The following is a 23,479-nucleotide window of genomic DNA, read 5'->3' on the forward strand; positions in this document are numbered from 1 at the left end:
TCGACGGGAACCAGCAGATAGCCGTCGCGCCACTGCACCGCGCTCTCGTCGACATTGCCGACGAAGGCGCCGGCCGTCGGCCCCGCCGAGGGCAGCGCCGCGCAGCCGGACAACAGCCCCGCCGCCAGCCCCGCCAGAACCAGCCGCGCGCAGCCGCCCCGCGCCCTCACGGCCTTCCTGCGCACGACCTCGCCCCCGGACATCGTCTTCGACGCGCCCCAGCCAACAGCCTTCATCGATACCATGCAATGCCACTCCATGCCGGCCGGCCCCGCCGAGAAAAGCTCGTGCGGGGTCCGGCCCGTCTGCCACGCTCGAAGCGCCGAAGCGCTTCGACGCGCCCGACTTTCCGGCGGCCCCGGTGCATCGCCACGCGCAGCGCGCAATGGCGACGACGGGGCCCGTCGGGCCGGGCTGCCGGCGACGTTCTGCCACAGGGAGAAGCGGCATGGGTAAACGCAGATCGGCTGCGACGCCTGACAGGTCAGGAATCGTCAGTCTCTGTTGGCATTCTGCAACATCTTCGCCCGGCATGATCGTGGCAACGCAGAGGGTCGCGCATCGCGCGCGGCCATCACCACAAAATCGGCACAAGACCTGCCTAACGCCGGGCGCTTGCAGGATGGTGCCTGAAACCGGTATCGCAGAGACGATGCCACGGAAATTTCACCGGGCGGCAGGAGCGTGACATGATGGTTCTGGGTTTCGCCCGATGACAATGACGACCGAGCGAGGCGACGACCGGCGCCGGGCAGACGATCCGCGCGGCCCACAGAGAGGCGTCGTCCGGCTGTTCTTCACGCGCCTCGCCGTGCAGTGGCGGGTGATCCGCGCCCTGATGATCCGCGACATGATTGGCCGCTACGGCCGCGAGAACATCGGCTTCCTGTGGCTGATCGGCGAGCCGGTTCTCATGATAGGCGGCATCATCGTGCTCTGGTCGCTGATGCGAGGCGCCGTCACGCACGGCCTGTCGGTCGTCACCTTCGCGCTGACGGGCTATTCCATGCTGACCCTGTGGCGGCACATGGTATCCCGTGGAACGAGTGCCCTCCGCCAAAATGCCGGGCTTTTGTTCCACCAGAACGTCAAGGTGGTGGACACGGTGCTCGCAAACATCTTCTCCGAGTGCATCGGGTGCTTCGTCTCGTTCCTGTTCTGTTATATTTTGTTGTACATCTTCGGAGTGGTGAACTTGATATACGATCCGTTGCTCATGGCATTGGCTTGGCTTGGCATGACACTGTTTGCCGGCGGCTTCGCTCTACTGCTCGGCGCACTCGTGCAATCCTCGAAGCCGTTCGGGCGCATGCTTCAACCAATCATGTATTTCACCCTGCCGCTGACCGGCGCCTTCTATCTCGTCGACTGGATGCCGCAGCGTGCGCAGGATTTCCTGGTCTGGGTGCCGATGGTCAATGCTCAGGAGATGTTCCGGGCCGGCTTTGTCGGCCCCGTCCTCACCTTCCATTATGATCCGTGGTATCTTTTCCTCACCGGTATCATCGCCTGGGCTGGCGGCATCACCGCGCTGAAGTTCGGCGAACGCAAAATTCATGTGGGCTAGAATTCGGATGTCGTCACTTGTCGAACGCCTGGCTCAGCGCGTCCACCACATTTCCGCCGACGCCCAGCTCGCGGCAGGGGAAAGACCGACGAATGTCAGGCAGCACGCCGATCGAATGCCCGGCGAACCTGCAACGGGCGTGGCCGCGCGGACAGGCGAGGCGCTGACGACTGCCGTGCCGCCGCATCGTCTTGACGATCGCCCCCGCCCCGCCGACCACGGCCCGTTGGTAAGGGCGCGTCGGGTCCTCGACGCGCCGATCCGCAAGGTCGGGGGCATCCTCGGGACGATCGAAGATCTCGACTTTCTGCCGTTCCGTAGAACCGTCGAGGCCGCCCACCGCGGGGCACCGGCAGACGCGAGGAGTTCACCCGTGTCCACAGACGTCAAAAACTCCTTGGTGCCGCATCCGGGACGGACAGAGACGACACACGTCAAAAGGTCCGAACCGAGACTTGAGCCCACGGACGGAAACCGTGCAGGCCGGGCGCCGACGGTCGCCCCACCAGTTGCCGCGCACTTGCCGGCCGGATATCAGGCGCCCCGGCCCCTTGCCGAGCCTCGTCCCCGCCTTCCGGAAACCGAAACCTGGGAGCTGACGCCCGAGGCGGCGGGGACGATCCGACGCCTGGACGAGGTGGCGGTGAAGCCAGCCGGGGGCCGCGAGCGGCCTTGGCTGTTCCTGGTGTGCGTCGTCCTGCCGACGCTAGTGGCGGGGACGTATCTGTTGGCGTTCGCCCCCGACCTCTACACCGCCGAGGCAAGCTACATCCTGCGCAAGGGCGGCGCGGCGCTCACGGTGGGATCGGTGATTCCCGGGCTCGGACGGTCTGACGATTCCAGCGAAGCGATCGTCGTGTATTTTCAGTCACGCGACGCGGCAGAACATCTTGCCGCCGACGAAAAGCTCAAGGCCGCCCTCATGCCGGACACCTCGTCGAGCTTTTTCAGCGGCTTGCCGGGCTTGTCCGAGAACACCCGCGAAACATTCTACAGGGCGATGCTCGATTCCGTCGATGTCAGCATCGATACGGACACCGGCATCTCGACGCTCGCAGTTACTGCCTCGTCTGCCGCCGACGCGAAGATGCTGAACGAGGCCCTGCTCGACGAGGCGGAAAACCTCGTCAACAGGCTGAATGCCCGCGCCGTGAAGGACACGATCTCGTTCGCCGAAACCGTCGTTTCCGAAAACGAAGACCGCGTCCGCGACGTGCAGAAGCGCATGACGGCATTCCGGAACTCGGAAAGCATACTCGATCCCGGCGCCCAATCGACCGGCCAGATCGATCTGATGACGCAGCTCACCCAACAGGTGACGAGCATCGACACTCAGATCGCCCAGCTGACGGCCTCCGCCCCGAAGAACCCGCGGCTCGCCAGTCTGAAGGCACAGCGCAAAGCCCTGGAAAATCAGATCGCCGAGGTTCGGCAGGGACTTGCGGGCGACGATACGTCGCTGGCGGGGAAACTCTCCGCCTACCAAAATCTCGACCTCGAACGGACTCTGGCGATCCAGGCCCTGACCAACGCTTACGCGTCCCTGGAGCAGGCCCGCGAGGAGGCATTCACCAGCCGCCTCTACCTTCAGACAATCGCGGCCCCCAATCTGCCCGAGAAGCCCTCCTATCCCCGTCCGATCCTCTGGACCGCAATCGTCGCCGCCATCGGTTTCGCCGTCTATACGACCGCGCGCACGATGGGGAAGGACACGATGGAACACTCGGCGTGAACTCTTCGTCGGATACCGCCGGCAAGCCGAGAAAGCCGGGCAGAGCGATGGTCAGGGCCGTGGCCGCTGCCGCGGCTTCCGTGGCGTCGAGGCCGCCGCGCATTTTCGAGGGCGAGCGGATTGTCGCCACTCCAAAGCCGCGGGGGCCGGCCGTCGCCAACGAACGCGCGGTCATCGTCCGCGATCTGGTGAAATCCTACCATGGGGAAGCAGGCACCGTCCGCGTCCTCGACGGGATCAGCTTCGAGATCGGTCCGGGCGAAAAGATCGCCATTCTCGGAAAGAACGGCGCCGGCAAGTCGACCCTCGTCAAGCTAATCGGCGGCGTCGAGCAGCCGACGAGCGGCATCGTCCATCGCGGCCTGAACATGTCCTGGCCGCTGTCCTTCGGCGGCGGCGGCGTTCATCCCGGGATGTCCGGTCTCGACAATGCCCGCTTCGTCGCCCGAGTCTACGGCAAGTCCATCGACGAGACGCTCGACTTCGTGGCCGACTTCGCCGAGCTCGGAAAGTATATCCGCTATCCAGTGAAGACCTACTCCTCGGGCATGCGGCAGCGTCTTGCCTTCGCGCTGTCGATGGCGGTCGACTTCGAATGCTACCTGATCGACGAGGTTCTCGGCGTCGGCGACCAGCGGTTCCAGAAGAAGTGCCGCGACGCCCTGTTCGGAAAGGTCGAATCGAGCGCGATGATCCTCGTCAGCCACCATCGCCAGACGATCCTCGAATACTGCTCCAAGGCCCTCGTTCTGAAACGGGGGCGCAGCCGTCTGTTCGACGACGTCGAGTTTGCCCTCGACCTCTCCGCCTCCCTGTGACGGCCTGAGGCACGCCTGAACGGTGCCTTCAGCAACGACCGTCCGAAGCGGTGATGCCGGCCAGCGGCGCAATTTCCAATCCTCGGCGAGAGGCACGTCATGACGCTGTTCCTGGACCTGACGCGGATATCGTCGCGGCTGCTCCGAGGCGCCCCCACCGGCATCGACCGGGTCGAATACGCCTATGCCGAAGCGCTGGTGCTCAACCAAAGCTATGGCCCGGTCATGCCGGTGATCACCACGCCGCTCGCCACCGGCGCGATCGCCGTCGACACGATGCGCGAACATCTTCGAAAGATCGAAGCCGGCTGGCTGCGCGACCGGATCAACGCCGCCGAGGATCCGTTCTACATGAGCCTCAAGGCGGCGATCGAGGCCCCCGCAGATCCCCTCCAGACCGGCGGAAAGCGGCTGAAGCGTCAGAGCCGCCGCGAGGCGGTGGCCAAGACGCTGCACTTTCCGTTTCGTCGGATTGCCGCGGCGCCCTCGCTCCTGCGGCATACGCTGCGCGAGACCAGCAGCTCCGCCCGACGGTACTTCCACGCCTCGCATACCCAGCTCGACAAGCCGGACCGGTTTCGCTGGCTCGGCGAAAGCCACATCCGGTCGGCCTTTCTGATCCACGACGCCATTCCCGTCGACTATCCCGAATTCTGCTCGCCGGGCTCCGCCGACCGGCATCATCGGCGGCTGAAGACCGTCGCCGAAAAGGGCGAACTGATCGTCGTCAATTCGGCCGCGACCGAAACGGCCGTCGCCGGCTACATGCGCAGCCAGGGATGGCGAGTCCCCCGGACCGAGGTGGTGCATCTCGGGGTCGACCGCTGGTTCTCGCTGGAGCGGACGGAGGACGCACCGGTGCCCGAGGCGCCCTATTTCGTCTGCGTCGGCACCATCGAGCCACGCAAGAACCTGATCTTTCTCCTCAATGTCTGGCGCGGCGTGGTCGAGCGTCTGGGCGCCTCGGCGCCGAAGCTCGTCCTCGTCGGACGCCGGGGATGGGAAAACGAGAACATCATCGACGTCCTCGAACGCTCCCGCGAGATCGGCCCGCATCTCGTCGAGGTCGCCGATCTCTCCGATCTCGGCCTGTCGGCGCTTCTGAAGGGCGCGCGGGCGCTGCTCGCTCCCTCGCTGGTCGAGGGCTTCAGCCTGCCGGTGGCCGAAGCGCTCGCGATCGGCACGCCGGTGATCGCTTCCGACATCGCCGTGCATCGCGAGATCGCCGACGACCGCGCGATGCTTCTCGGTCCGGTCGACGGCCGTGGCTGGCTCGAGGCGATCCTCGACATCGGCATGGCAAGGAGCGATCTCAGGACCGAATGGGCAGGCCGGGCCTCCGGCTACAGGCCGATGGGCTGGGACGACCATGTCGAACGCACCATGGCGGCGCTCGAGACGCTTTCCCGTTGACCCCGCCAAGCGCAAGAACGCCGCACCAAATGACCGAAGTGCCCGGCGCGGCCGATTGTCCGCCGGTCGCAGGCCGCAGCGCACGGAGCATGTTGTCTCGCCGGCCGAAAAGGCTTAGCCCGATCCGACGATGCCCGTCCGCAATGCTTTTTCCTAATCTGGACCTCCCATGACAGCACCGGTTTTGATCGAGGGCCGCAACCTCGCCATCAGGAACGGCACGGGCATTGCGTCCTATGCCCGCAATCTCACGGACACCCTGCGCAGCCTCGGATACGAGCTCGACCTCCTGTTCGACACCGAGTTCCGCCTCAGCCGCGACCGCGCCGACTGGAACGAGACGCGCCTCTACGACATGTCGCTACGGCAGTCGTCGCGGATCACCCGCCTGCAGCGCTACAGGCGGGCCTTCCGCTACCTCACCGTGCCGCCGATGGCGCTCGAGGCGCGGGAGGTCGCCGAGACGAACCTGATTGCCGACCAAAGCGTGTTTCCCGGCCTTCACGGCTTCGGCAAGCGCATGGCGATCGAGATGCTGTTCATGCGGGCCGACCAGCATCTGCTGCGCTACGGCCGCCGGCTGACGGTCAAGCCGCTGCGCCAGCCGAAGGTCTTCCACGCCACGCATCCGGCCGCAATCGAGGTCAGAGACTGTCCCAACCTCTACACGGTGCACGATCTCGTTCCCTTGCGCCTGCCGCACATGACGCTCGACAACAAGCGCGCCTTCCACAAGACGCTGAGCGCCATCGCCGCCGGCGCCGACAGGATCCTGACCGTCTCGGAAAGCTCACGGCGCGACTTCCTGCACTATTTCCCGGTCGAGGAAGACCGGGTCGTCAACACCTACCAGGCGGTGTCGCTGCCGGCCGAGTACCTCGCCCGGTCGGCGGAAGAGAAGGAGCGAGAGGTCAATGCCTTCGGCCTGACGCGCGAAGAGTATTTCGTCTTCGTCGGAGCGCTCGAGCCGAAGAAGAATCTCGAACGGCTGATCGACGCCTATCTCGCCGCCGGTTCACACCGGCCGCTGGTCATCGTCGGCAAGCTCGGCTGGGGCTTCGACGCGATCCTCGAGAAGCTGCACCGGGTGAGCGACCGACCTCCGGTCATGCCAGACGGCTCGCCCTCGCCGCTCAAGGAGCGGATCATCCACCTCTCCTACCTGCCTTTCACTCAGGTGCTCTCGCTGATCGAGAACGCCAGGGCGCTACTGTTTCCCTCGCTCTACGAGGGCTTCGGCCTGCCGGCGCTGGAGGCGATGCTGCTCGGGGCCCCGGTGATCTCGGCCGATACGAGTTCGCTGCCGGAGGTGGTCGGCGAGGCAGGCATCCTCGTCGATCCCTACGATCCGGTCGCGATCGCACGGGCGATCCGGGACGTCGACCATGACGCCGACCTGCGCGCCGAACTCCGGCACCGCGGTCCGGCCCAGGCGGCGCTGTTCTCGCCGGAGCGCTTCACGGAGCGGATGAAGGCAATCTACGATCGGCTGGCGTGACGCAGAGGATGCATGCACCCCAGCGCACCGCCGGAACGATCCGCGCCGGCAGTTCGCGGCCGGGGCCGTATTCTCGCCCGATTGGCAACGCAACTGCGCCGATGGCGCATGACGTGGAGCGAGCGGGGCGATCCGGCTCCGTGAACGCCGAAGTGCCTGCCGGTTTCGCGTCGCCAATCGGACTGCAGCGGCGATGCCGCGGGTTGTCGAGACTTGCTCGGGGGATTGACGGATTGAGCAAATCGGCGGAATCAGCGACCGGTGATCCGGTCGGATGCGACCAAGGCCTTGTGGCCGAAGGCCGCAACGGCGGCTCGATCTGCAGCATAGAGGCTGACACGTGTCTGCGCTGACGACATTCGATGACCTGAGGGCCCGGCTTCCGGGACGCGCGAAATCGCAGCGCAAGTCGCTGCGAAAGGCCTTCAGTGCCGGGCGGACCCTGTTCTACGTCATGGTCGTGCTGCCGTTCTGCGTGTCCGTCGTCTATTACGGCTTCGTCGCGACCGGCCGCTACGTTTCCGAAAGCCGCTATCTGGTGCGCAGCGCGTCGTCGCAGGACGTCAGCGGCTTCTCCTCCATCCTCAAGACATTCGGCATCAGCCGTTCCGACGACGACAGCTACGCGGTGCAGAGCTACATGCAGTCGCGCGACGTTCTTCACGAATTGATGAAGACGCTGCCGATGGAGGAGATGCTCGATCCGAAAGGCATCGACCTGATCTCGCGGTGCTACTGGCCCTGGGAGGACCACGACTTCGAAAGCCTATACCAGTGCTATCTCTCGCGGGTGAGCGCGATCCGCGAGGAGACGACCGGCATCAGCATGGTGACGGTGTCGCTCTACACGCCGGAAGATTCCAAGAAGGTCGCGGAAACGCTCATCGGTCTCGGCGAGGCGCTCGCCAACCGCATGAACCGGCGGGCCGAGAACGACGCGCTGTCCAATGCCACCGAATTCATGGCCCAGGCCGAGGCGCGGGTCATGGAGGCGGACAAGAACCTCACCGAATTCCGCAACGAACAGAAGATGCTGGACATCAAGGCCGGTGCGGCGCCGACGGCAAACGTCATCGCCGGCCTGACCACCGAACTCGCCCACACCCGCGCCGAGATCGAGCAGCAGGAGCGGGTCTCGCCCTCCAACCCGGGACTGCCGTCGCTGAGAACCAAAGCCATGGTGATCGAAGATCAGATCACCAAGGAAAACGCCAAGCTGACCGGCAGCGGCGACTCTCTGTCGAACCAGATCTCGAATTTCGAGAACCTGTCGCTGCGCAAGCAGATCGCCGACCAGGCGCTGTCGATCGCCTCGCGGGCCATCGATCAGGCGCGGCTCGAGGCGAAGCGCCAGCGCATCTACATCGAAACCATCGTGCAGCCGAACCTGCCCGACGAGGAGACCGAGCCGAACCGGCTGCGCATCATCGTCTCGGTGCTGGTGGTGTCGCTGATGCTGTTCGTCGTCGCCTGGATGCTGATGATCGGCGGACGCGAACATCTGAACAAGAACAACACCTGACGAGCCCGCCGGCGCGGCCGCACAACGCTTGCGACGCGTATCGCATCGCCGCGAGGCGGGCCCCGCCGGGCCGCTGCCGCGTCCGTCCAAACAGGCCGGGCAGCGGCATCCGGGCGACCGCCGCCCCATGCCTGTCCGAAGCGGATCATTCGAAGCAGCGGATCTCCGCCTCGGCCTGCGCACGGCGCAGGTCGTCGATCGCCGCCTTGCCCTCGGCAGCGCTGCGAAACAGGCTGCCGTTCTCGCCCGAGACCTGGCGCATCGACAGCCACGTCGAGGCTTCGACGTAGCGGCTGTAGGGTATCAGCGAGGCGACGACGTCGAAGGAGCAGGAACACTGGTTCAGCGCCGTCTGCGTGTTGCCGTTGGTGGCCATGCAGGCGAAGACGTAATCGGCGATCGTCGGCGTCGGATAGTCGGCCCGCGTCGACGACGGCGCCATGTCCGGCCCGACGGGCACTGCCGTCGCCCCGGCGTTCCCGCCGCTCATCGTGCCCGTGAACTTCTGGGCTCCGGCGCCCGCGCCGGGAACCGCGGCAGACCCCGGCGTCACCGCCTGCCCGCCGGAAACGGCCGGGCCCGTCGCGGTCTGGGCGCTGCCCGCTCCCGCCCCCGCAACGGCGAACGGCACGAAAAGCGCGAGCGCCGCGAGCGCCAAGCGTCGATTGAAGATCCTCGTCATCTGGCTTCCTCCCGAAGCGGGCCGCCAGCCGGCGCAATCCCGCCTCCCATGATTTCCGTCGCAAATGGCGTCGGGCGCCGTTTTCCCGCAAAGCGCCGCGGGAAAGGTTCCCGATCTTGACCGCGCGGTCACTTCTTTCGAGCGCCCGCCTCGTCCGCCGTCGCCGGCGCCGGCCCGACGAAGCTGCCGAAGGCGCGCGGCCCGTCCGGAACGTCGACGCTGCCGGTCTCCTCAAGGCCGGCCGCATCGAGCCTGACCAGCGTGTTGGCGAACCAGTTCGCGACATAGACGCTGGTCCCGTCGCTGCCGGCGGCGATCCCCTCGGGATAGTCGCAGCAGTCGAGTTGGCCGAGCCGCTCGCCATTCGCCGGATCGAAGACCGTGACGCTCCCGCCATACTGGTCGGTGACGAAGACCTTCCCCATCGTCTCCACCGCATCGTAGGGGTGGGAGCCGACCGGGACGGTGCGCAGGACGACATGGCTCTCGGCATCGACGACGCTGACCGAATCCGAGCCGACATTGGCGGCATAGACCCGTTTTCCGTCCGGCGAGAACGACACGCCGAACGGCCGCTCCCCGACGCCGACGCGGGCGATCACCGCCCCGCTCCGCGCCGCGAAGAATGACAGCTGATCGGAATCGCGGTCGGCGGTGACGACCACTTCCCCATCGGCGGAGACGACGACGCCTGAGGGCGACTTGCCGGTCTCGAAGCGGCCGGTCACGGCACGCCTTTCCGGATCGACGAGCAGCAGCGAATGGGAATACCAGTCGGCGACGTAGACCGGCGCGCCGGACGGGTGGACGGCGATGCCGAGCGGCCCGCCGCCGACATCGACCTCCGCGATCAGCCGGCCGGCCTGCGTGTCGACGATGGCGACCTGTTTGGAATCCGGCTGCGAGACGTAGGCGCGCCGGCCGTCGCGGCTTACCGCGATGCCGGCAGGCTTGCCGGGGATGTCGATCGTGCGGACGACCGCCATCCGGTCGAGATCGACGATCGACAACGTCTCCGCCTCCTGGCTGGTGACATAGGCGCGATCGCCGGCCAGGGCCGGCGTCTGCGCCGTCGCCACGGCCAGCAGCGCGCCGGCGAGAGCGGCCGCGACGCGCCGAGCCGCCGGTCTGCGCAGCGAAGCGATCGGCCGGCTCACGAGCCCGCTTCGACCTTCTTCTTCAGGCCTTCGAGGCCTTCGGTGATGAAGCCGGTCACGCCCTTCACCGAGGCTTCGTCGTTGAGCTCGGCCGGCGGGTCGTTGTTCGGATAGCCGCGATAGAAGGCGGCGCGCCAGGTCACCTCGGACTTCGCCCCGCCGTCTGCGGGCTTGACGGTGATGGTCGAGGAGTAGTTCGTCGCCGGCAGGAGGTCGGTGTTCACATGGCCGATGAAGGTGGAATAGCTCATCTTGTCGGCGTCGTATTTGGAGAGTTCCTCCTCCATCATCCCGCCGGACTTGAAGCCGAGCGTGCGCACCGACCCCTTCTCGTTGCCCTTGCTGGCGTCGGTCATGGCGATCCGCGGATGCCAGGACATGTCGCCGAAATTCTCGATCGCCGCCCAGACCTTCTCGGGGGCCGCATCGATGGTGATCGTGTCGCTCGCCTTCTGGCGGGTCGGACCATGCGCCGCGGCGATGCCCGGCAGGACGAAAAGCGCCACGACCAGCGCGGCGAAAGCTCTGAACACGGCCAGACTCCTCTTTCGATTCGGTGCCCACCCGAACCATCGGCCGGCGTGACCCTAGTCACAAGGCCCGGCGAGGGAAAGGGGCATCGCGCCGGCCGGCGCCGGCCCGATGCGCCTGCAGCTCTGCCGGGACGGCCGCATCGATTTACTCTTACGTTCGCGTCAATTATGCTAGAATCGCGGCGAAGCGGCGATGCCGTTTCGCGTCGCATCGCGCCCTAGCACGCCCGCCCGTTCCGCATTGCATCGGGCGGCATTCGCATCGGGGCGACGCGGGCGACGACCGGGAGGACGAGACATGGACCTGACCTTTTCAGCCGAAGAGACGGCGTTCCGCGCGGAGGTCCGCGCCTTCATCGCCGAGAACGTGCCGAGGGACGCAAAGGAAACGCTGCGCGCCGGCCGCCATGTGACGAAGGACCAGCTGCAGCGCTGGACGCGCATCCTGAACGCAAAGGGCTGGTCGGTCCCGCACTGGCCGGTCGAACACGGCGGCACCGGCTGGGATCCGATCCGCCAGTACATCTTTCTCGACGAGATGCAGCGCGCGCCGGCACCGCAGATGCTGCCCTTCGGCCATTCGATGGTCGGGCCGGTGATCTACACCTTCGGCTCCGACGACCAGAAGAAGCGCTTCCTGCCGCGCATCGCCAATCTCGACGACTGGTGGTGCCAGGGCTTTTCCGAGCCGGGCGCCGGCTCCGACCTCGCCGGCCTCACGACCAAAGCGGTGAAGGACGGCGAGACCTATGTCGTCAACGGCCAGAAGACCTGGACCACCCTCGCCCAGCATGCCGACTGGATCTTCTGCCTGGTGCGCACCGACCCGGCGGCGCCGAAAAAGCAGATGGGCATTTCCTTCCTCCTGATCGACATGACGACGCCCGGAATCACCGTGCGGCCGATCCGCACCATCGAGGGCGGCCACGAGGTCAACGAGGTGTTCTTCGACGACGTCAGGGTGCCGGCGGAAAACCTCGTCGGCGAGGAGAACCGCGGATGGGACTATGCGAAGTTCCTGCTCGGCAACGAGCGCACGGGGATCGCCGGCGTCGGCGCCACCAAGGAACGCATCCGCCGGCTGAAGGAGATCGCCAGGGCGGAACCGTCCGGCGCCGGCACCGTCTGGGACGATCCGCGCTTCCGCGAGAAGGTGGCGGCCGTCGAGATCGAGCTGAAGGCGCTGGAGATGACGCAGCTGCGCGTCGTCTCGGCGGAAGCGCGGCGCGGCCACGGCAAGCCGGACCCGGCATCCTCTATCCTCAAGATCAAGGGCACTGAGCTGCAGCAGGCGGCGACCGAGCTTCTGATGGAGGCGATCGGCCCCTTCGCCCTGCCCTTCGAGGCCGAGGAGATCGAAGGACGCAACGAGCCGCCCGTCGGGCCGGACTACGCCGCGCCGATCGCGCCGAACTATTTCAACACGCGCAAGGTGTCGATCTACGGCGGCTCCAACGAGATCCAGAAGAACATCATCGCCAAGGCGATCCTGGGGCTGTGAGGGGGCGCTGAGTCTTCTGGCTGGCGTTGGCGCATGCATACCCCCCTCTGTCCTGCCGGACATCTCCCCCACAAGGAGGGAGATCGATCCTGCGCAGAGGGCTACGCCAATCTCAGACGCCCGAAACCGCATAAACGCTGGAAGTGAGGCGACGACGACGAAGCCGCCGATCTCCCCCCTTGCGCGGGAGATGCCGGCAGGCAGAGGGGGGTGCCTCGGCACCGCCTGATCAGAACATCATGTCGACGTCGTTGCCGCAGCAAGGCGGCCCGCCATCGACGGCAATTTCCGGGAGGAACCACATGGATTTCGATCTCTCCGAGGAACAGCGCCTCATCAAGGACTCGGTGACGCGGCTGCTGCGCACCGAATACGGCTTCGAGGCGCGCGAGAAGCATCGGGCCGAGGCGGCCGGTTTTTCCGAAAAGCTCTGGGCATCCTTCGCCGAACTCGGCCTTCTCGCCATCCCCTTCGACGAGGCCGACGGCGGCCTCGGCGCCGGGCCGGTCGAGACGATGATCGTCATGGAGGCCTTCGGCCGCGCCCTCGTGGTCGAGCCCTATCTCGCCTCGGTGGTGATGGCGGGCGCCGCCCTGCGCCATGCCGGTTCGCCAGAACAGCGGGCCGAATGGCTGCCGGGCATCGTCGATGGATCCAGCCGCCTCGCCTTCGCCTTCGCCGAGCGCGGGACACGCTACGATCTCTCCCAGATTGCCATGCGGGCGACCCCGGAGGACGACGGTTTCCGCCTGTCGGGGGAAAAGACGCTGGTGCTGCACGGCGACACGGCGACGGGTTTCGTCGTCGCCGCCCGGACGGCGGGGGAGGCCGGCGAAGCGGAAGGCCTCGGCCTGTTCCTCGTGCCGGCCGACGCCGAGGGGCTGTCGCGGCGCGGCTTTCCGACCCAGGACGGGATGCGCGCCGCCGAACTTTCCTTCGCCGACGTCCGCGTCCCGAAGGAAGCGGTGCTCGGCGAGCCCGGTGCGGCCGCGGCGACGATCGCCCGGATCGAGGCCGAGGCGATCGCGGCGCTCTGCGCCGAGGCGGTCGGGTCGATGGAGCGGATGGTCGAACTGACCGTCGCCTACATCAAGGAACGCAAGCAGTTCGGCGTGCCGATCGCCGCCTTCCAGGTGCTGCAGCACAAGGCGGCCGAGATGTACATCGCGCTCGAACAGGCCCGCTCGATGGCGATCTTCGCGGCGATGAACGCGGCCGAGAGCGACGAGGGCGCGCGCCGGACCGCCATGGCCGCGGCGAAGGTCCAGATCGGCCGTTCCGGCCGCTTCATCGCCCAGACCGCGGTCCAGCTTCACGGCGGGGTGGGCGTGACCATGGAGTACGAGATCGCCCACCACTTCAAGCGCCAGGCGATGATCGACCTTTCCTTCGGCGATGCCGATCACCACCAGCAGATCGTGGCGGCTGAAGGCGGCCTCGACGACCGGTGAGGTGGTTCGGCCGGCCTTTCGGGCCCGGCTGACACCATTCGTTACATATCGATACCGGCGACGAATGGAAGCGCGCCCGCCGGCGACGTATTTCTGGGAGTGTCCCAGACCTCAATTCCCGCGTGCGTCCGCCGATGAAGCTTCCCGCCATCCGATGGAAACCGACCTGCGTCCTCGTCCTGACGGCCTGCCTCGTCGTCGCCGGGGCGATCCGCATGCCCGAGCGGCATACCGGCAGCGAGGATGCCGCGAGCGCGGCCTCCGCCGCCGCGCCCGACGCGGCTTCGGACCAGCCGGCGAGCCTGACGGTCACCACCGACACGGTCCGCCATGACACGATCGGCCGGACGATCGTCGGCAACGGCGTCGTCGCGGCGCATCGCGAGGTCACCATCGGGGCGGAGGCGACCGGCCTCGCTCTCACCGACGTCCTCGTGGCACAGGGCGACCGCGTCGAGAAGGGGCAGGTGATCGCGCGGCTCGACGGCTCGCTCCTGAAGGCTCAGATCGCCGAACAGGACGCCGCGATCGACAGCGCCGAGGCGACGCTCGCCAACGCGGTCTCGACCAGCGACCGCAGCCAGCGGCTGATGAAGTCCGGCACCGTCTCGCGGGAGACCGCCGAGAGCAACGCCACCAGCGTCGCCACCGCGAAAGCCGCACTCGCCGAGGCCGAGGCGGCCAGAAAGACGCTGGAGGTGCAGCTCGCACGGACCGAGATCCGCGCCCCCTTCGCCGGCGTCGTCTCCGCCCGGCCTTCCGTGCCGGGCATCATCGTCCAGGCATCGACCGAGATCGCCCGCATCCAGGAGGACGGCGCGCTCGAGGCGCGGGTCGACGTGCCCGAAGCGGCCGTTTCGAGCCTCGAAGCGGGCGCGAGCGCCGAGATCACCGCCCCCGACGGCCGCACCATCGCAGCGAAGCTCGCCTCGCTCGACGAAGTGGTCGATTCCGACACCCATCTCGCCCTTGCCGTCGTCCCGCTTCCCGACGGGTCGGGCCTCAGGGCCGGCATGTTCGTCACGGCGAAGATCGAGGCGGGCGGTGCCGACAGCCTGACCGTCGCCGACCGGGCGCTGACCTGGCAGGAGGGCAAGACCGCGGTGTTCCGGGTCGGCGCCGACGATACCGTCGCCGCGATTCCGGTGGCGGTCGGCGCGCGCAGCGACGGCCGCGTCGCCGTCGCCGGCGACCTTGCCGCCGGCGACCGGGTGGTGACGAGCGGCGCCGGCTTCCTGCAGGACGGCAACAGGGTCCGGCTGGTCACCGAGCAGGCGTCGGCGGAAGCGACCGGCCAGAAGGAGGGCGGCCAGTGAAGAACGTCTCCGCCTGGGCGATCCGCCACCCGCTGCCGACCATCGTCCTGTTCCTCGCCCTAGCGATCTGCGGTGCCTGGGGGTTCACCCAGCTGCGCGTCAACAACATGCCGGACATCGACTTCCCGATGGTCAAGGTGACGGTCGCCGAGACCGGCGCCGCGCCGACGGAACTCGAGACCCAGGTGACCGACCTCGTCGAGAATTCCGTCGCGACGATCTCCAACGTCGAGAGCGTCTCCTCGACGATCAGCGAGGGCTCCTCGGTCACGTCAATCGAGTTCAAGCTCGGCACCGACCTCATCGAGGCGACCGACGACGTCCAGAATGCCGTCGACGACATCCAGAGCCAGCTCCCGGACGCGGCGGAAACGCCGGTCGTCTCGCGCGTCGAGGCCGGCGATAACGCCATCCTGACCTATGTGGTCGACGCGCCCGGCATGAAGCCGGACGAACTCTCCTGGTATGTCGACGAGGACGTCTCCAAGGCACTCCTCGGCGTCGAAGGCGTCTCGAAGATCGAGCGCTCCGGCGGCGTCGACCGGGCGATCCTCGTCAAGCTCGACCCGGCGCGCATCGACGCCTACGGCACGACGGTCGCCGCCGTCACCAAGGCGCTCGCGGCCCAGAATCTCGATCAGGCGGGCGGGCGAACCGTCATCGGCGGCACCGAACAGTCGGTTCGCACGCTCGGCAGCGCCGGCTCGATCGCCGAGCTCGCGGCAACGCCGATCACCGTCGGCTCGGGCAAGTCGGTGCGGCTGTCCGATCTCGGCCAGGTCGTCGACGGCTGGGAAGAGCCGCGCAGCAGGGCCCGGCTGAACGGCAAGGAGGTCGTTTCCTTCGAGGTCTACAGCGCCAAGGGCTCGAGCCAGATCGGCGTCACCAAGGCGGCGCGCGCCGCAGTCCAGGCGATGGACGCCGCCGACCCGAAGGTGAGCTTCACCGAGGTCACGTCCTCGTCGGACTTCGTCCAGGAAAGCTACGACGCCGCCATCGAAGCGCTCTGGCTCGGGGCGCTGCTCGCCGTCGCCGTGGTCTTCCTCTTCCTCAGGGACGTCCGCGCCACCATCGTCGCCGCGACCGCCCTGCCGATGTCGCTCGTCCCGACCTTCTTCGTGATGGAGTGGCTCGACCTTTCGCTCAACAACATCACGCTGCTCGCCTTGTCGCTGGTCGTCGGCATCCTCGTCGACGACGCCATCGTCGAGATCGAGAACATCGTCCGGCACATGCGCCAGAGCGGCAGGAGCGCCTACGAGGCGGCGATCGAGGCGGCCGACGAGATCGGCCTCGCCGTCGTCGCCACCACCGCGACGATCGTCGCGGTGTTCCTTCCCGTCGGCTTCATGCCCGGCATCCCGGGCAAGATGTTCGTCTCCTTCGCCATCGCCGTCTGCGTCTCGGTCGGCTTCTCGCTGGTCGTTGCGCGGCTGCTGACGCCGCTGATGGGGGCCTATCTCGTCAAGGCCGGCCATGGCTCGACGGAAGAGGACACGCCGCGCTGGGTGCCGGCCTATCTCGCGCTCCTGCGCCAGGCGCTGCGGTTCCGCTGGCTGACGGCGCTCATCGGCGTCGCCTTCTTCGCCGGATCGGTCTATGTCGCGCTCGGCCTGCCGACCGAGTTCATGCCCTCGTCCGACCGCGGGCGCTCCCTCGTCGCGGTCGAGCTCGTGCCCGGTTCGAGGCTGGAAGAGACCGACGCGGTGGTGAAGAGGGTCAGCGCCGTCCTCGAAAAGCAGCCGGAGGTCGAAAGCGTCTTCGCCTCGATCGGCACGGCGAGCGAGGGCGGAGGCGGCCCGCAGCGCAACACCACGGCGAGCGTCAATTCGGCGACGGTGACGGCCAATCTCGTCGACCGCGACGCACGGTCCGTCAGCCAGCAGGCGTTCGAAAAGCGCCTCTCCGGGGCCTTCGACGACATTCCGGGCGCGCGGATCCAGTTCGGCGCCGACGACCAGTCCGGCGCGAAGGTCAAGATCACCCTCGCCGGCGCGGACGGCAAGAAGCTCGCCGAGACGGCGAACGCGCTCGCCGCCGAAATGCGCGACGTGCCGGGCCTGCTCAATCCGATCTCCGACGCCGCGGCGGCCAAGCCGGAACTCGTCGTGACGCCCGACAAGCAGCGCATGGCCGCGTTCGGCATCACGGCGAGCGACGTCGCGACGCTCCTGTCGGTCGCCACCATCGGCGCCGACGAGGCGTCGCTGGCGAAATACAGCCTCGGCGACCGGCAGGTCTACGTCGTCCCGACGCTGAGCGACGACGCGCGGGGCGACCTCGACCGGATCAAGGCGTTGAAGATCGCCGGAACGTCCGCCTCCGTTCCTCTCGGCTCGATCGCGGATTTCGGCTTCGGCGCCGGCCCGACGACCATCACCCATTACGACGGCGAGCGCACCGCGAGCGTCGAGGCGGAGCTTTCCGGCATCACGCTGGGCGAGGCGGAGAAGGCGGTCAAGGCCCTGCCCGCGATGCGCGACCTGCCGGCCGGCATCCACGAGAAGGCGCAAGGCGACGCCAAGCGGATGAACGAGATGTTTTCCGGCTTCGAGATGGCGATGATCACCGGCGTCCTGTTGATGTTCGCGACGCTGGCGCTGCTCTTCAACTCGTTCCTGCAGCCGATCACCATCCTGACCGCGCTGCCGCTGTCGATCGGCGGTGCCTTCGGCTTCCTGTGGCTGACCGGCTCGGCGGTGGCGATCTCGGTGCTGATCGGCGTCCTGCTGCTGATGGGCATCGCCGCCAAGAACTCGATCCTGCTCGTCGAATACGCCATCGTCGCACGGCGGGAAGGAACCTCGCGCTTCGAGGCACTGATGGAAGCGGCGCAAAAGCGCGCCCGGCCGATCGTCATGACGTCGATCGCCATGGGCGCCGGCATGGCGCCGCTCGCCCTCGGCTTCGGCGCCGACGCCGAGACGCGCGCGCCGATGGCGATCGCGGTGATCGGCGGCCTCGTCTCCTCGACGCTGCTCAGCCTCGTCTATGTGCCGGTGGTCTACACGATCGTCGACGATCTCGAGCGGGTCCTCGGCCGCTGGCTCGGCAGGCTCCTGCCGACGGACGACCGGACCCCGTCGGGCGGCGCCGGGGCGGCAGCGCCGGCCGAATAGGCCGCGCCGGCGCGACCCGGTTCACAGGTCTTTGCCAGCGGGCGAAGACGCCGACGCGTCCGCCCGTTGAACACATCCGGATTTTCAATGCGACGCCAGAGGCTTGGATCCGGAACCGAGAGTCGCTTCCAGCGCCTCCTGGTCTCATACGGTTTCCGGCAGATCACTTCGTGATGCCGGAAAAGACGCTCATTCGCCGCGCGGGCTTGATACGAGCCCCGCTGTGATCGAGCGGATCTCGTCTCATCCGCCGACGTGGCGCAGCGCCATGCGCTCGCGGACCAGCCGGCGCAGTTCGTCGATCGGCTTCAGTTCTCCTTCGGCCTCGACGTGCCAGAAGGTCCAGCCGTTACAGGCCGACAGCCCCTGGACCCGCGCCCCGACGCGATGGATCGAGGCAGCCTCGCCGGCGACCGAGACCGTGCCGTCGGCGCGCACATGGGCGACGTGGCGGCGGCCGGCGTCGGTGAGCTGCGTTCCCGGCTCGATCAGCCCGGCTTCCAGCAGGGTGGCGAACGGAATGCGCGGCTCGGCGCGCTTGCCGGCGACGATCTCGAGGCTTTCGCCGGCCAGCGGCTCGACGGCGGCGATCCGCTTCTCGGCCGCCTCGACATAGGCCGCGTCGCGCTCGATGCCGACGAAGTGCCGGCCGAGGCGCCTGGCCACGGCGCCGGTGGTCCCGGTGCCGAAGAACGGGTCGAGCACGACGTCGCCGGGCTTCGTCGAGGCGAGCAGCAGCCGGGCGAGCAGCGCCTCGGGCTTCTGGGTCGGGTGCAGCTTCTGGCCGCCGTCGTCCTTCAGCCGCTCGCCGCCGGTGCAGATCGGGAACAGCCAGTCGGAGCGCATCTGCACGTCGTCGTTGGCCGCCTTGAGGCTGTCGTAGTTGAACGTGTAGCCCTTGGCGTCCTGGTCGCGGGAGGCCCAGATCAGCGTCTCGTGGGCGTTCTGGAAGCGCCGCCCGCGGAAGTTCGGCATCGGGTTGGACTTGCGCCAGACGATGTCGTTGAGGATCCAGTAGCCGATGTCCTGCAGGATCGCGCCGACCCGGAAGATGTTGTGATAGGACCCGATCACCCAGATCGTGCCGTTCGGCTTGAGCACCCGGCGCGCGGCGAGCAGCCAGGCGCGGGTGAAGGCGTCGTAGGCCTGGAAGCTCTCGAACTGATCCCAGGCGTCGTCGACGGCGTCGACCCGCGACTGGTCCGGACGATGCAGGTCACCGGCAAGCTGGAGGTTGTAGGGAGGATCGGCGAAGACGACGTCGACCGACTTCGCCGGCAGCGCCTCCATCTGCGCAACGCAGTGCCCCGTCAGGATCCGGTCCCGGAAGTCGGGAGCCGGCGGCGGCGGGGTTTTGAGACGGGCGGAGCGGAGAGGAGCCATGGCGATACCGGAAACACAGGAACACTCGGATGACCGCCATGGTTACCGAACAGCGTAAACAATCGATAAAGTCTGCAGAACATGTCGACCGGCGGCGCCAAGGCCGCAGCTTTGGCGGGACGACGCGGGCGGACCGCGCATCCCCGGGCCTCGCGCAGGCCCGATGGCAGTTTGCCGCATCATCCCGCCATGCTAACCCGCTTGGCCGAAAACGCCGATCATCGCTCGCCGCGGCGAGCGACACCCTCCAAGGCGCCGAGAAAGGATCATCATGGGCCACCCACAGCTCCTCATCTTCGACTGCGACGGCGTCCTGATCGATTCCGAGATCATCGCGGCGAAAGTCCAATGCGAGCTGCTCGGCGAGGAGGGGATCGAGATCGACGCAGGCGAGATCGCGGCGCGATTCGCCGGCCTCACGTGGCCGACGATCGTCGAGCGGCTGGGCGAAGAGACCGGACGGCGGTTTTCCGCGGCCTTCATGAAGCGCGTCGACGAGGAGATCGACCGGCGGCTCGCCACCGAGGCCGAAGAGATCGCCGGCGCCCACGAGATGCTCGACAGGCTTGAGATGGCCCGCTGCATCTGCTCGAATTCGACCGCCCACCGCCTCGAACTCGAACTCGACCACGTCGGCCTGTGGGACCGGTTCCGTCCCTACGTCTTCTCCGCGGTCGACGTCGGCAAGGCCAAGCCCGCGCCGGACGTCTTCCTGCACGCCCTGAGCGTGTTCGGCGTTCCGGCCGACAGGGCGATCGTCCTCGAGGATTCGGTCCATGGCGTCGCCGGCGCCCGGGCGGCGGGCTGCCGCGTCGTCGGCTTCACCGGCGCCGGGCACAGCTATCCCGGCCACGCCGACGCCCTGACCGAGGCCGGTGCCGAGACCGTCATCAAGCGTCTCGCCGATTTCCCGGCGCTGGTCGAGGTTCTCGCCGCCTGGCAGGATGCCTGATCTTCCGCCCGCGGGACGGTTCTTTCCAACTATACTTAGCTGATATTTTGCCCAGATCGCCGCATTCGCGCGATCGATTGGCATTCCTGTGCATATATTATGCTTGACGCATCGTTTCCCTAAGCAACTTTTGAGTCTTTGACTGAGCCTTTGCGCTGCAGGTCGACGAGGGGTTTATTAAGATATTTTTCTACAATTAGGACGTAATTTAATTTCGCCCCTCCACGCGGCAAGCCAGCAATAACATCAGTCGGCTTTACATTGGTTCGGGTTTATCCGCGTCCCCACAAGAGAACGAAGATGTCGCTTCCCTTTCGCCGTAGCAATCTCGCAGGTCAGAAGATCGCCGCCCTGGACGCCCTGCGCGCCAATGTGATGATCGCCGACGCCAAGCTGAACATCTCCTACATGAATCCGGAACTCGAGCGCCTGCTGCGCCAGGCCGAGCCGGAGCTCAAGCGTGAGTTGCCGCGGTTCAACGTCGATACGCTGGTCGGCGCCAACATCGACATCTTCCACAAGAACCCGGGCCATCAGCGCAACATGCTGGCGGGCCTGCAGCGTCCGCATGCCGCGACGATCAAGGTCGGCGGCCGGGTGTTCGATCTGCTGGTCACCCCGCTTCGCGACGGCAACACGACGACGGGCTTCGTCGTCGAATGGGCGGACGCCAAGGAACGGCTCGAGAACCTCGACTATTCTGGCCAGATCACGGCGGTCAAACGCTCGCAGGCGGTCATCGAATTTTCGACCGACGGCACCATCCTCACCGCCAACGACAATTTCCTGACGACGATGGGCTACAAGCTCGACGAGATCGCCGGCAAACACCATTCGATGTTCGTCGAACCCGGCTATCGCGACAGCCAGGCCTATCGCGAATTCTGGGAAGAGCTCAGGGCCGGCCGTTACCAGGCGGCGGAATACCGCCGCTTCGGCAAGGGCGGCGCCGAGGTCTGGATCCAGGGTTCCTACAACCCGATCCTCGACGCGTCCGGCAAGGTCACCAAGGTCGTCAAATACGCCGTCGACGTCACCCAGCGCGTCAAGGCCGTCGCCGAGATCGGCTCGGCCCTCGCCGCGCTCGCCGAGGGCAAGCTCGACCGCCGCATCGCCGTGCCGCTGACGCCGGAACTCGACAAGGTGCGCGAGGACTTCAACCAGGCGCTGGAGGGTCTCGAAAGCGCCATGGGCCAGGTGAAGGCGGCGACGACCACCATCGGCGAGGGCATGAGCGAGATCAACACCGCGGCCAACGACCTGTCGCAGCGCACCGAGCAGCAGGCCGCGAGCCTGGAACAGACCGTCGCGGCGCTGTCGGAGATCACCCGCGGCATCAACGCCACCGCCGCCGACGCGGTGAAGGCCAACCAGGCGACGACGACGGCGCTGCGCGACGCCGAGAACGGCGGCACGGTGGTCGCGCAGGCGGTCAATGCGATGAGCGCCATCGAAGGCTCCTCGCAGAAGATCTCGCAGATCATCGGGGTGATCGACGAGATCGCCTTCCAGACCAACCTCCTCGCCCTCAACGCCGGCGTCGAGGCGGCGCGGGCGGGCGAGGCCGGCAAGGGTTTCGCCGTCGTCGCCCAGGAAGTTCGGGCGCTCGCCCAGCGCTCCGCCGAAGCGGCCAAGGAGATCAAGGGCCTGATCATGACCTCGTCCGAACAGGTCGAGAGCGGCGTGCAGCTCGCCCGCGCCTCCGGCAAGAGCCTCGAGGAGATCGTCGCCCGCGTCCAGGAGGTGAGCCAGCTCGTCGCCGAGATCGCCCGCAGCGCCGACCAGCAGGCCGGGACGCTGCGCGAGGTCTCGACCGCCGCCGACCAGATGGACAAGGTGACCCAGCAGAACGCCGCGATGGTCGAGGAGACGACGGCGGCCGCGCGCAACCTCAGCGTCGAGACCGAGCAGCTCGGGACGCTGATGCAGCGCTTCCGGACCGCCGCGGACGCAAGCGTCGCCGCCCGCCGTCCCGCCCCGCGACCGGCCGCGGCCCGGCCGCGCCCGGCCAACCAGTCCCGCCCGGCGACGGCCGGCAACACCGCCCTGAAGGCGGCGCCGAGCGAGGAGAGCTGGACGGAATTCTGAGCCGGCCCGGCATCCGCAAAGGCAGGGCGGCACGCCCCGATCGTCCCTGCCCCGCCGCACGGCCGCCGCAAGGCGGCCGGCGGCTCCTTCTTCGTTCAGGTGATGACGGGCCCCCGCGGCAGGCCCCCCCCGTGTAGCCACCGCCCAGCATAGGCGGCCCCTCGTCGAAGCCCGCATAGACGATGATGCCGCCCTTGGCGGGCGGGATCAGGATCTCGTCGTCGACATAGCGGAAGCTGCGGGACGCCGCCCCCTTCTCGACCGAGAGCGGCAGCTTGCCGAGTTTCGAATAGATCACCCCGTCCTGGCCGACGACGGCGATGCGGATCGGCAGTTCCACGCCGCGGGTCTTGGCGGCGCGGCCGGGCATCAGCCGGCCCTCGACGCCGACGGTGATCTTCAGCTTGCCGCCGACGATGCGGCAATCGCGCTTTGCATTGACGATCACCGCCTGATAGTCGAGTGCATCCCCGTCCTTCTTCTGGAGCGTCGAGGTTCCCTCGCGGATCGAGGCCTGCGGGCAGTAGCGTGCTTCGCCGCCCACGGCCTCCGCCTTCCTGGTGGCGTCGCCGGCGGCAGGATCGGCGCTCGCGACGTCGGCCGAGGCGGCGGTGTCGGCGGCGGCCGGCTCGGATGCCGCGGCGGGCGGGCCGAGATCGGTGTTCTCGATCCTGTCGGCCGTGGTGCAGGCGGCGAGGCTTGCCGCAAACGCTGCGACGAAGAGGCTCCGGATGACCGGCACGGTAT

General features: G+C 67.4%; 18 protein-coding genes. 12 read left to right on the forward strand and 6 right to left on the reverse strand.

Annotated features, from left to right (window positions below):
• A partial coding sequence (locus tag J1C47_RS13005) for a hypothetical protein (RefSeq protein ID WP_207351205.1) occupies window positions 1-245 on the reverse strand: 245 nt, incomplete at its 3' end.
• A gap of 467 nt (window positions 246-712) precedes the next feature.
• Between J1C47_RS13005 and J1C47_RS13010 the strand changes: the two genes are divergently transcribed.
• The gene (locus J1C47_RS13010) at window positions 713-1,567 is read left to right on the forward strand and encodes an ABC transporter permease (protein WP_207351206.1); all 855 of its coding nucleotides are present in this window, start codon (window positions 713-715) and stop codon (window positions 1,565-1,567) included.
• Between the two features lie 13 nt (window positions 1,568-1,580).
• On the opposite strand, the gene J1C47_RS13015 is transcribed toward J1C47_RS13010, so the two are convergent.
• A complete protein-coding gene (locus J1C47_RS13015) occupies window positions 1,581-1,907 on the reverse strand; it encodes a hypothetical protein (protein WP_207351207.1) in 327 nt (108 codons plus the stop codon).
• A 33-nt stretch (window positions 1,908-1,940) separates the two neighbouring features.
• On the opposite strand from J1C47_RS13015, the gene J1C47_RS13020 reads away from it, so the two are divergent.
• The 5 genes from J1C47_RS13020 to J1C47_RS13040 all read left to right on the forward strand — a co-directional run bounded on the left by J1C47_RS13020 (window position 1,941) and on the right by J1C47_RS13040 (window position 8,550).
• Entirely contained in the window at window positions 1,941-3,299 is a 1,359-nt protein-coding gene (locus J1C47_RS13020; protein ID WP_207351208.1) for a KpsE/RkpR family capsule polysaccharide export protein, read from the forward strand.
• A 47-nt stretch (window positions 3,300-3,346) separates the two neighbouring features.
• Window positions 3,347-4,117 carry an ABC transporter ATP-binding protein gene (locus J1C47_RS13025; protein ID WP_207351209.1) on the forward strand — a complete coding sequence of 257 codons (771 nt, stop codon included), beginning with the start codon at window positions 3,347-3,349 and terminating at the stop codon, window positions 4,115-4,117.
• A 99-nt stretch (window positions 4,118-4,216) separates the two neighbouring features.
• Window positions 4,217-5,530 (forward strand): glycosyltransferase family 4 protein, encoded by a 1,314-nt coding sequence (locus J1C47_RS13030; protein ID WP_207351210.1) that lies wholly within the window; start codon window positions 4,217-4,219, stop codon window positions 5,528-5,530.
• Between the two features lie 169 nt (window positions 5,531-5,699).
• Window positions 5,700-7,028, forward strand: coding sequence for a glycosyltransferase family 4 protein (locus J1C47_RS13035; RefSeq protein WP_207351211.1), 1,329 nt, complete (start codon window positions 5,700-5,702; stop codon window positions 7,026-7,028).
• A 340-nt stretch (window positions 7,029-7,368) separates the two neighbouring features.
• Entirely contained in the window at window positions 7,369-8,550 is a 1,182-nt protein-coding gene (locus J1C47_RS13040; protein WP_207351212.1) for a KpsE/RkpR family capsule polysaccharide export protein, read from the forward strand.
• Between the two features lie 145 nt (window positions 8,551-8,695).
• Here the strand turns inward: J1C47_RS13040 and J1C47_RS13045 are convergent, their stop codons facing one another.
• The 3 genes from J1C47_RS13045 to J1C47_RS13055 all read right to left on the reverse strand — a co-directional run bounded on the left by J1C47_RS13045 (window position 8,696) and on the right by J1C47_RS13055 (window position 10,922).
• Window positions 8,696-9,232: a hypothetical protein gene (locus tag J1C47_RS13045; RefSeq protein WP_207351213.1), complete on the reverse strand. Its 537-nt coding sequence runs from the start codon at window positions 9,230-9,232 to the stop codon at window positions 8,696-8,698.
• 128 nt (window positions 9,233-9,360) lie between these two features.
• Window positions 9,361-10,389, reverse strand: a complete 1,029-nt coding sequence (locus J1C47_RS13050; protein WP_342591978.1) for a YVTN family beta-propeller repeat protein — start codon at window positions 10,387-10,389, stop codon at window positions 9,361-9,363.
• On the reverse strand, window positions 10,386-10,922 hold the full coding sequence (locus J1C47_RS13055) for an SRPBCC family protein (protein ID WP_207351214.1): 537 nt from the start codon (window positions 10,920-10,922) through the stop codon (window positions 10,386-10,388). The genes J1C47_RS13050 and J1C47_RS13055 overlap by 4 nt, the downstream gene beginning before the upstream one ends.
• Window positions 10,923-11,220: 298 nt before the next feature.
• Here J1C47_RS13055 and pimC point away from each other — a divergent pair, with 298 nt between their 5' ends.
• From pimC to J1C47_RS13075, 4 genes are all read left to right on the forward strand, one after another.
• A complete protein-coding gene (gene pimC / locus J1C47_RS13060; RefSeq protein WP_207351215.1) occupies window positions 11,221-12,423 on the forward strand; it encodes a pimeloyl-CoA dehydrogenase large subunit in 1,203 nt (400 codons plus the stop codon).
• A gap of 302 nt (window positions 12,424-12,725) precedes the next feature.
• Window positions 12,726-13,874 (forward strand): acyl-CoA dehydrogenase family protein, encoded by a 1,149-nt coding sequence (locus J1C47_RS13065; RefSeq protein WP_207351216.1) that lies wholly within the window; start codon window positions 12,726-12,728, stop codon window positions 13,872-13,874.
• Window positions 13,875-14,008: 134 nt separating this feature from the next.
• The gene (locus tag J1C47_RS13070) at window positions 14,009-15,190 is read left to right on the forward strand and encodes an efflux RND transporter periplasmic adaptor subunit (protein WP_207351217.1); all 1,182 of its coding nucleotides are present in this window, start codon (window positions 14,009-14,011) and stop codon (window positions 15,188-15,190) included.
• Entirely contained in the window at window positions 15,187-18,309 is a 3,123-nt protein-coding gene (locus J1C47_RS13075) for an efflux RND transporter permease subunit (protein WP_207351218.1), read from the forward strand. Before J1C47_RS13070 ends, J1C47_RS13075 begins: the two co-directional genes overlap by 4 nt.
• 243 nt (window positions 18,310-18,552) lie before the next feature.
• Here the strand turns inward: J1C47_RS13075 and J1C47_RS13080 are convergent, their stop codons facing one another.
• Window positions 18,553-19,692, reverse strand: coding sequence for a site-specific DNA-methyltransferase (locus tag J1C47_RS13080; protein ID WP_207351219.1), 1,140 nt, complete (start codon window positions 19,690-19,692; stop codon window positions 18,553-18,555).
• Window positions 19,693-19,963: 271 nt separating this feature from the next.
• Between J1C47_RS13080 and J1C47_RS13085 the strand changes: the two genes are divergently transcribed.
• Together J1C47_RS13085 and J1C47_RS13090 are read left to right on the forward strand one after the other, a co-directional pair.
• Window positions 19,964-20,644 (forward strand): HAD family hydrolase, encoded by a 681-nt coding sequence (locus J1C47_RS13085; RefSeq protein WP_207351220.1) that lies wholly within the window; start codon window positions 19,964-19,966, stop codon window positions 20,642-20,644.
• Window positions 20,645-20,944: 300 nt separating this feature from the next.
• Window positions 20,945-22,732 (forward strand): methyl-accepting chemotaxis protein, encoded by a 1,788-nt coding sequence (locus J1C47_RS13090; RefSeq protein WP_281065521.1) that lies wholly within the window; start codon window positions 20,945-20,947, stop codon window positions 22,730-22,732.
• Window positions 22,733-23,479: the final 747 nt, after the last annotated feature.

The organism is Jiella sonneratiae, assembly GCF_017353515.1.
GTDB lineage: Bacteria > Pseudomonadota > Alphaproteobacteria > Rhizobiales > Rhizobiaceae > Jiella > Jiella sonneratiae.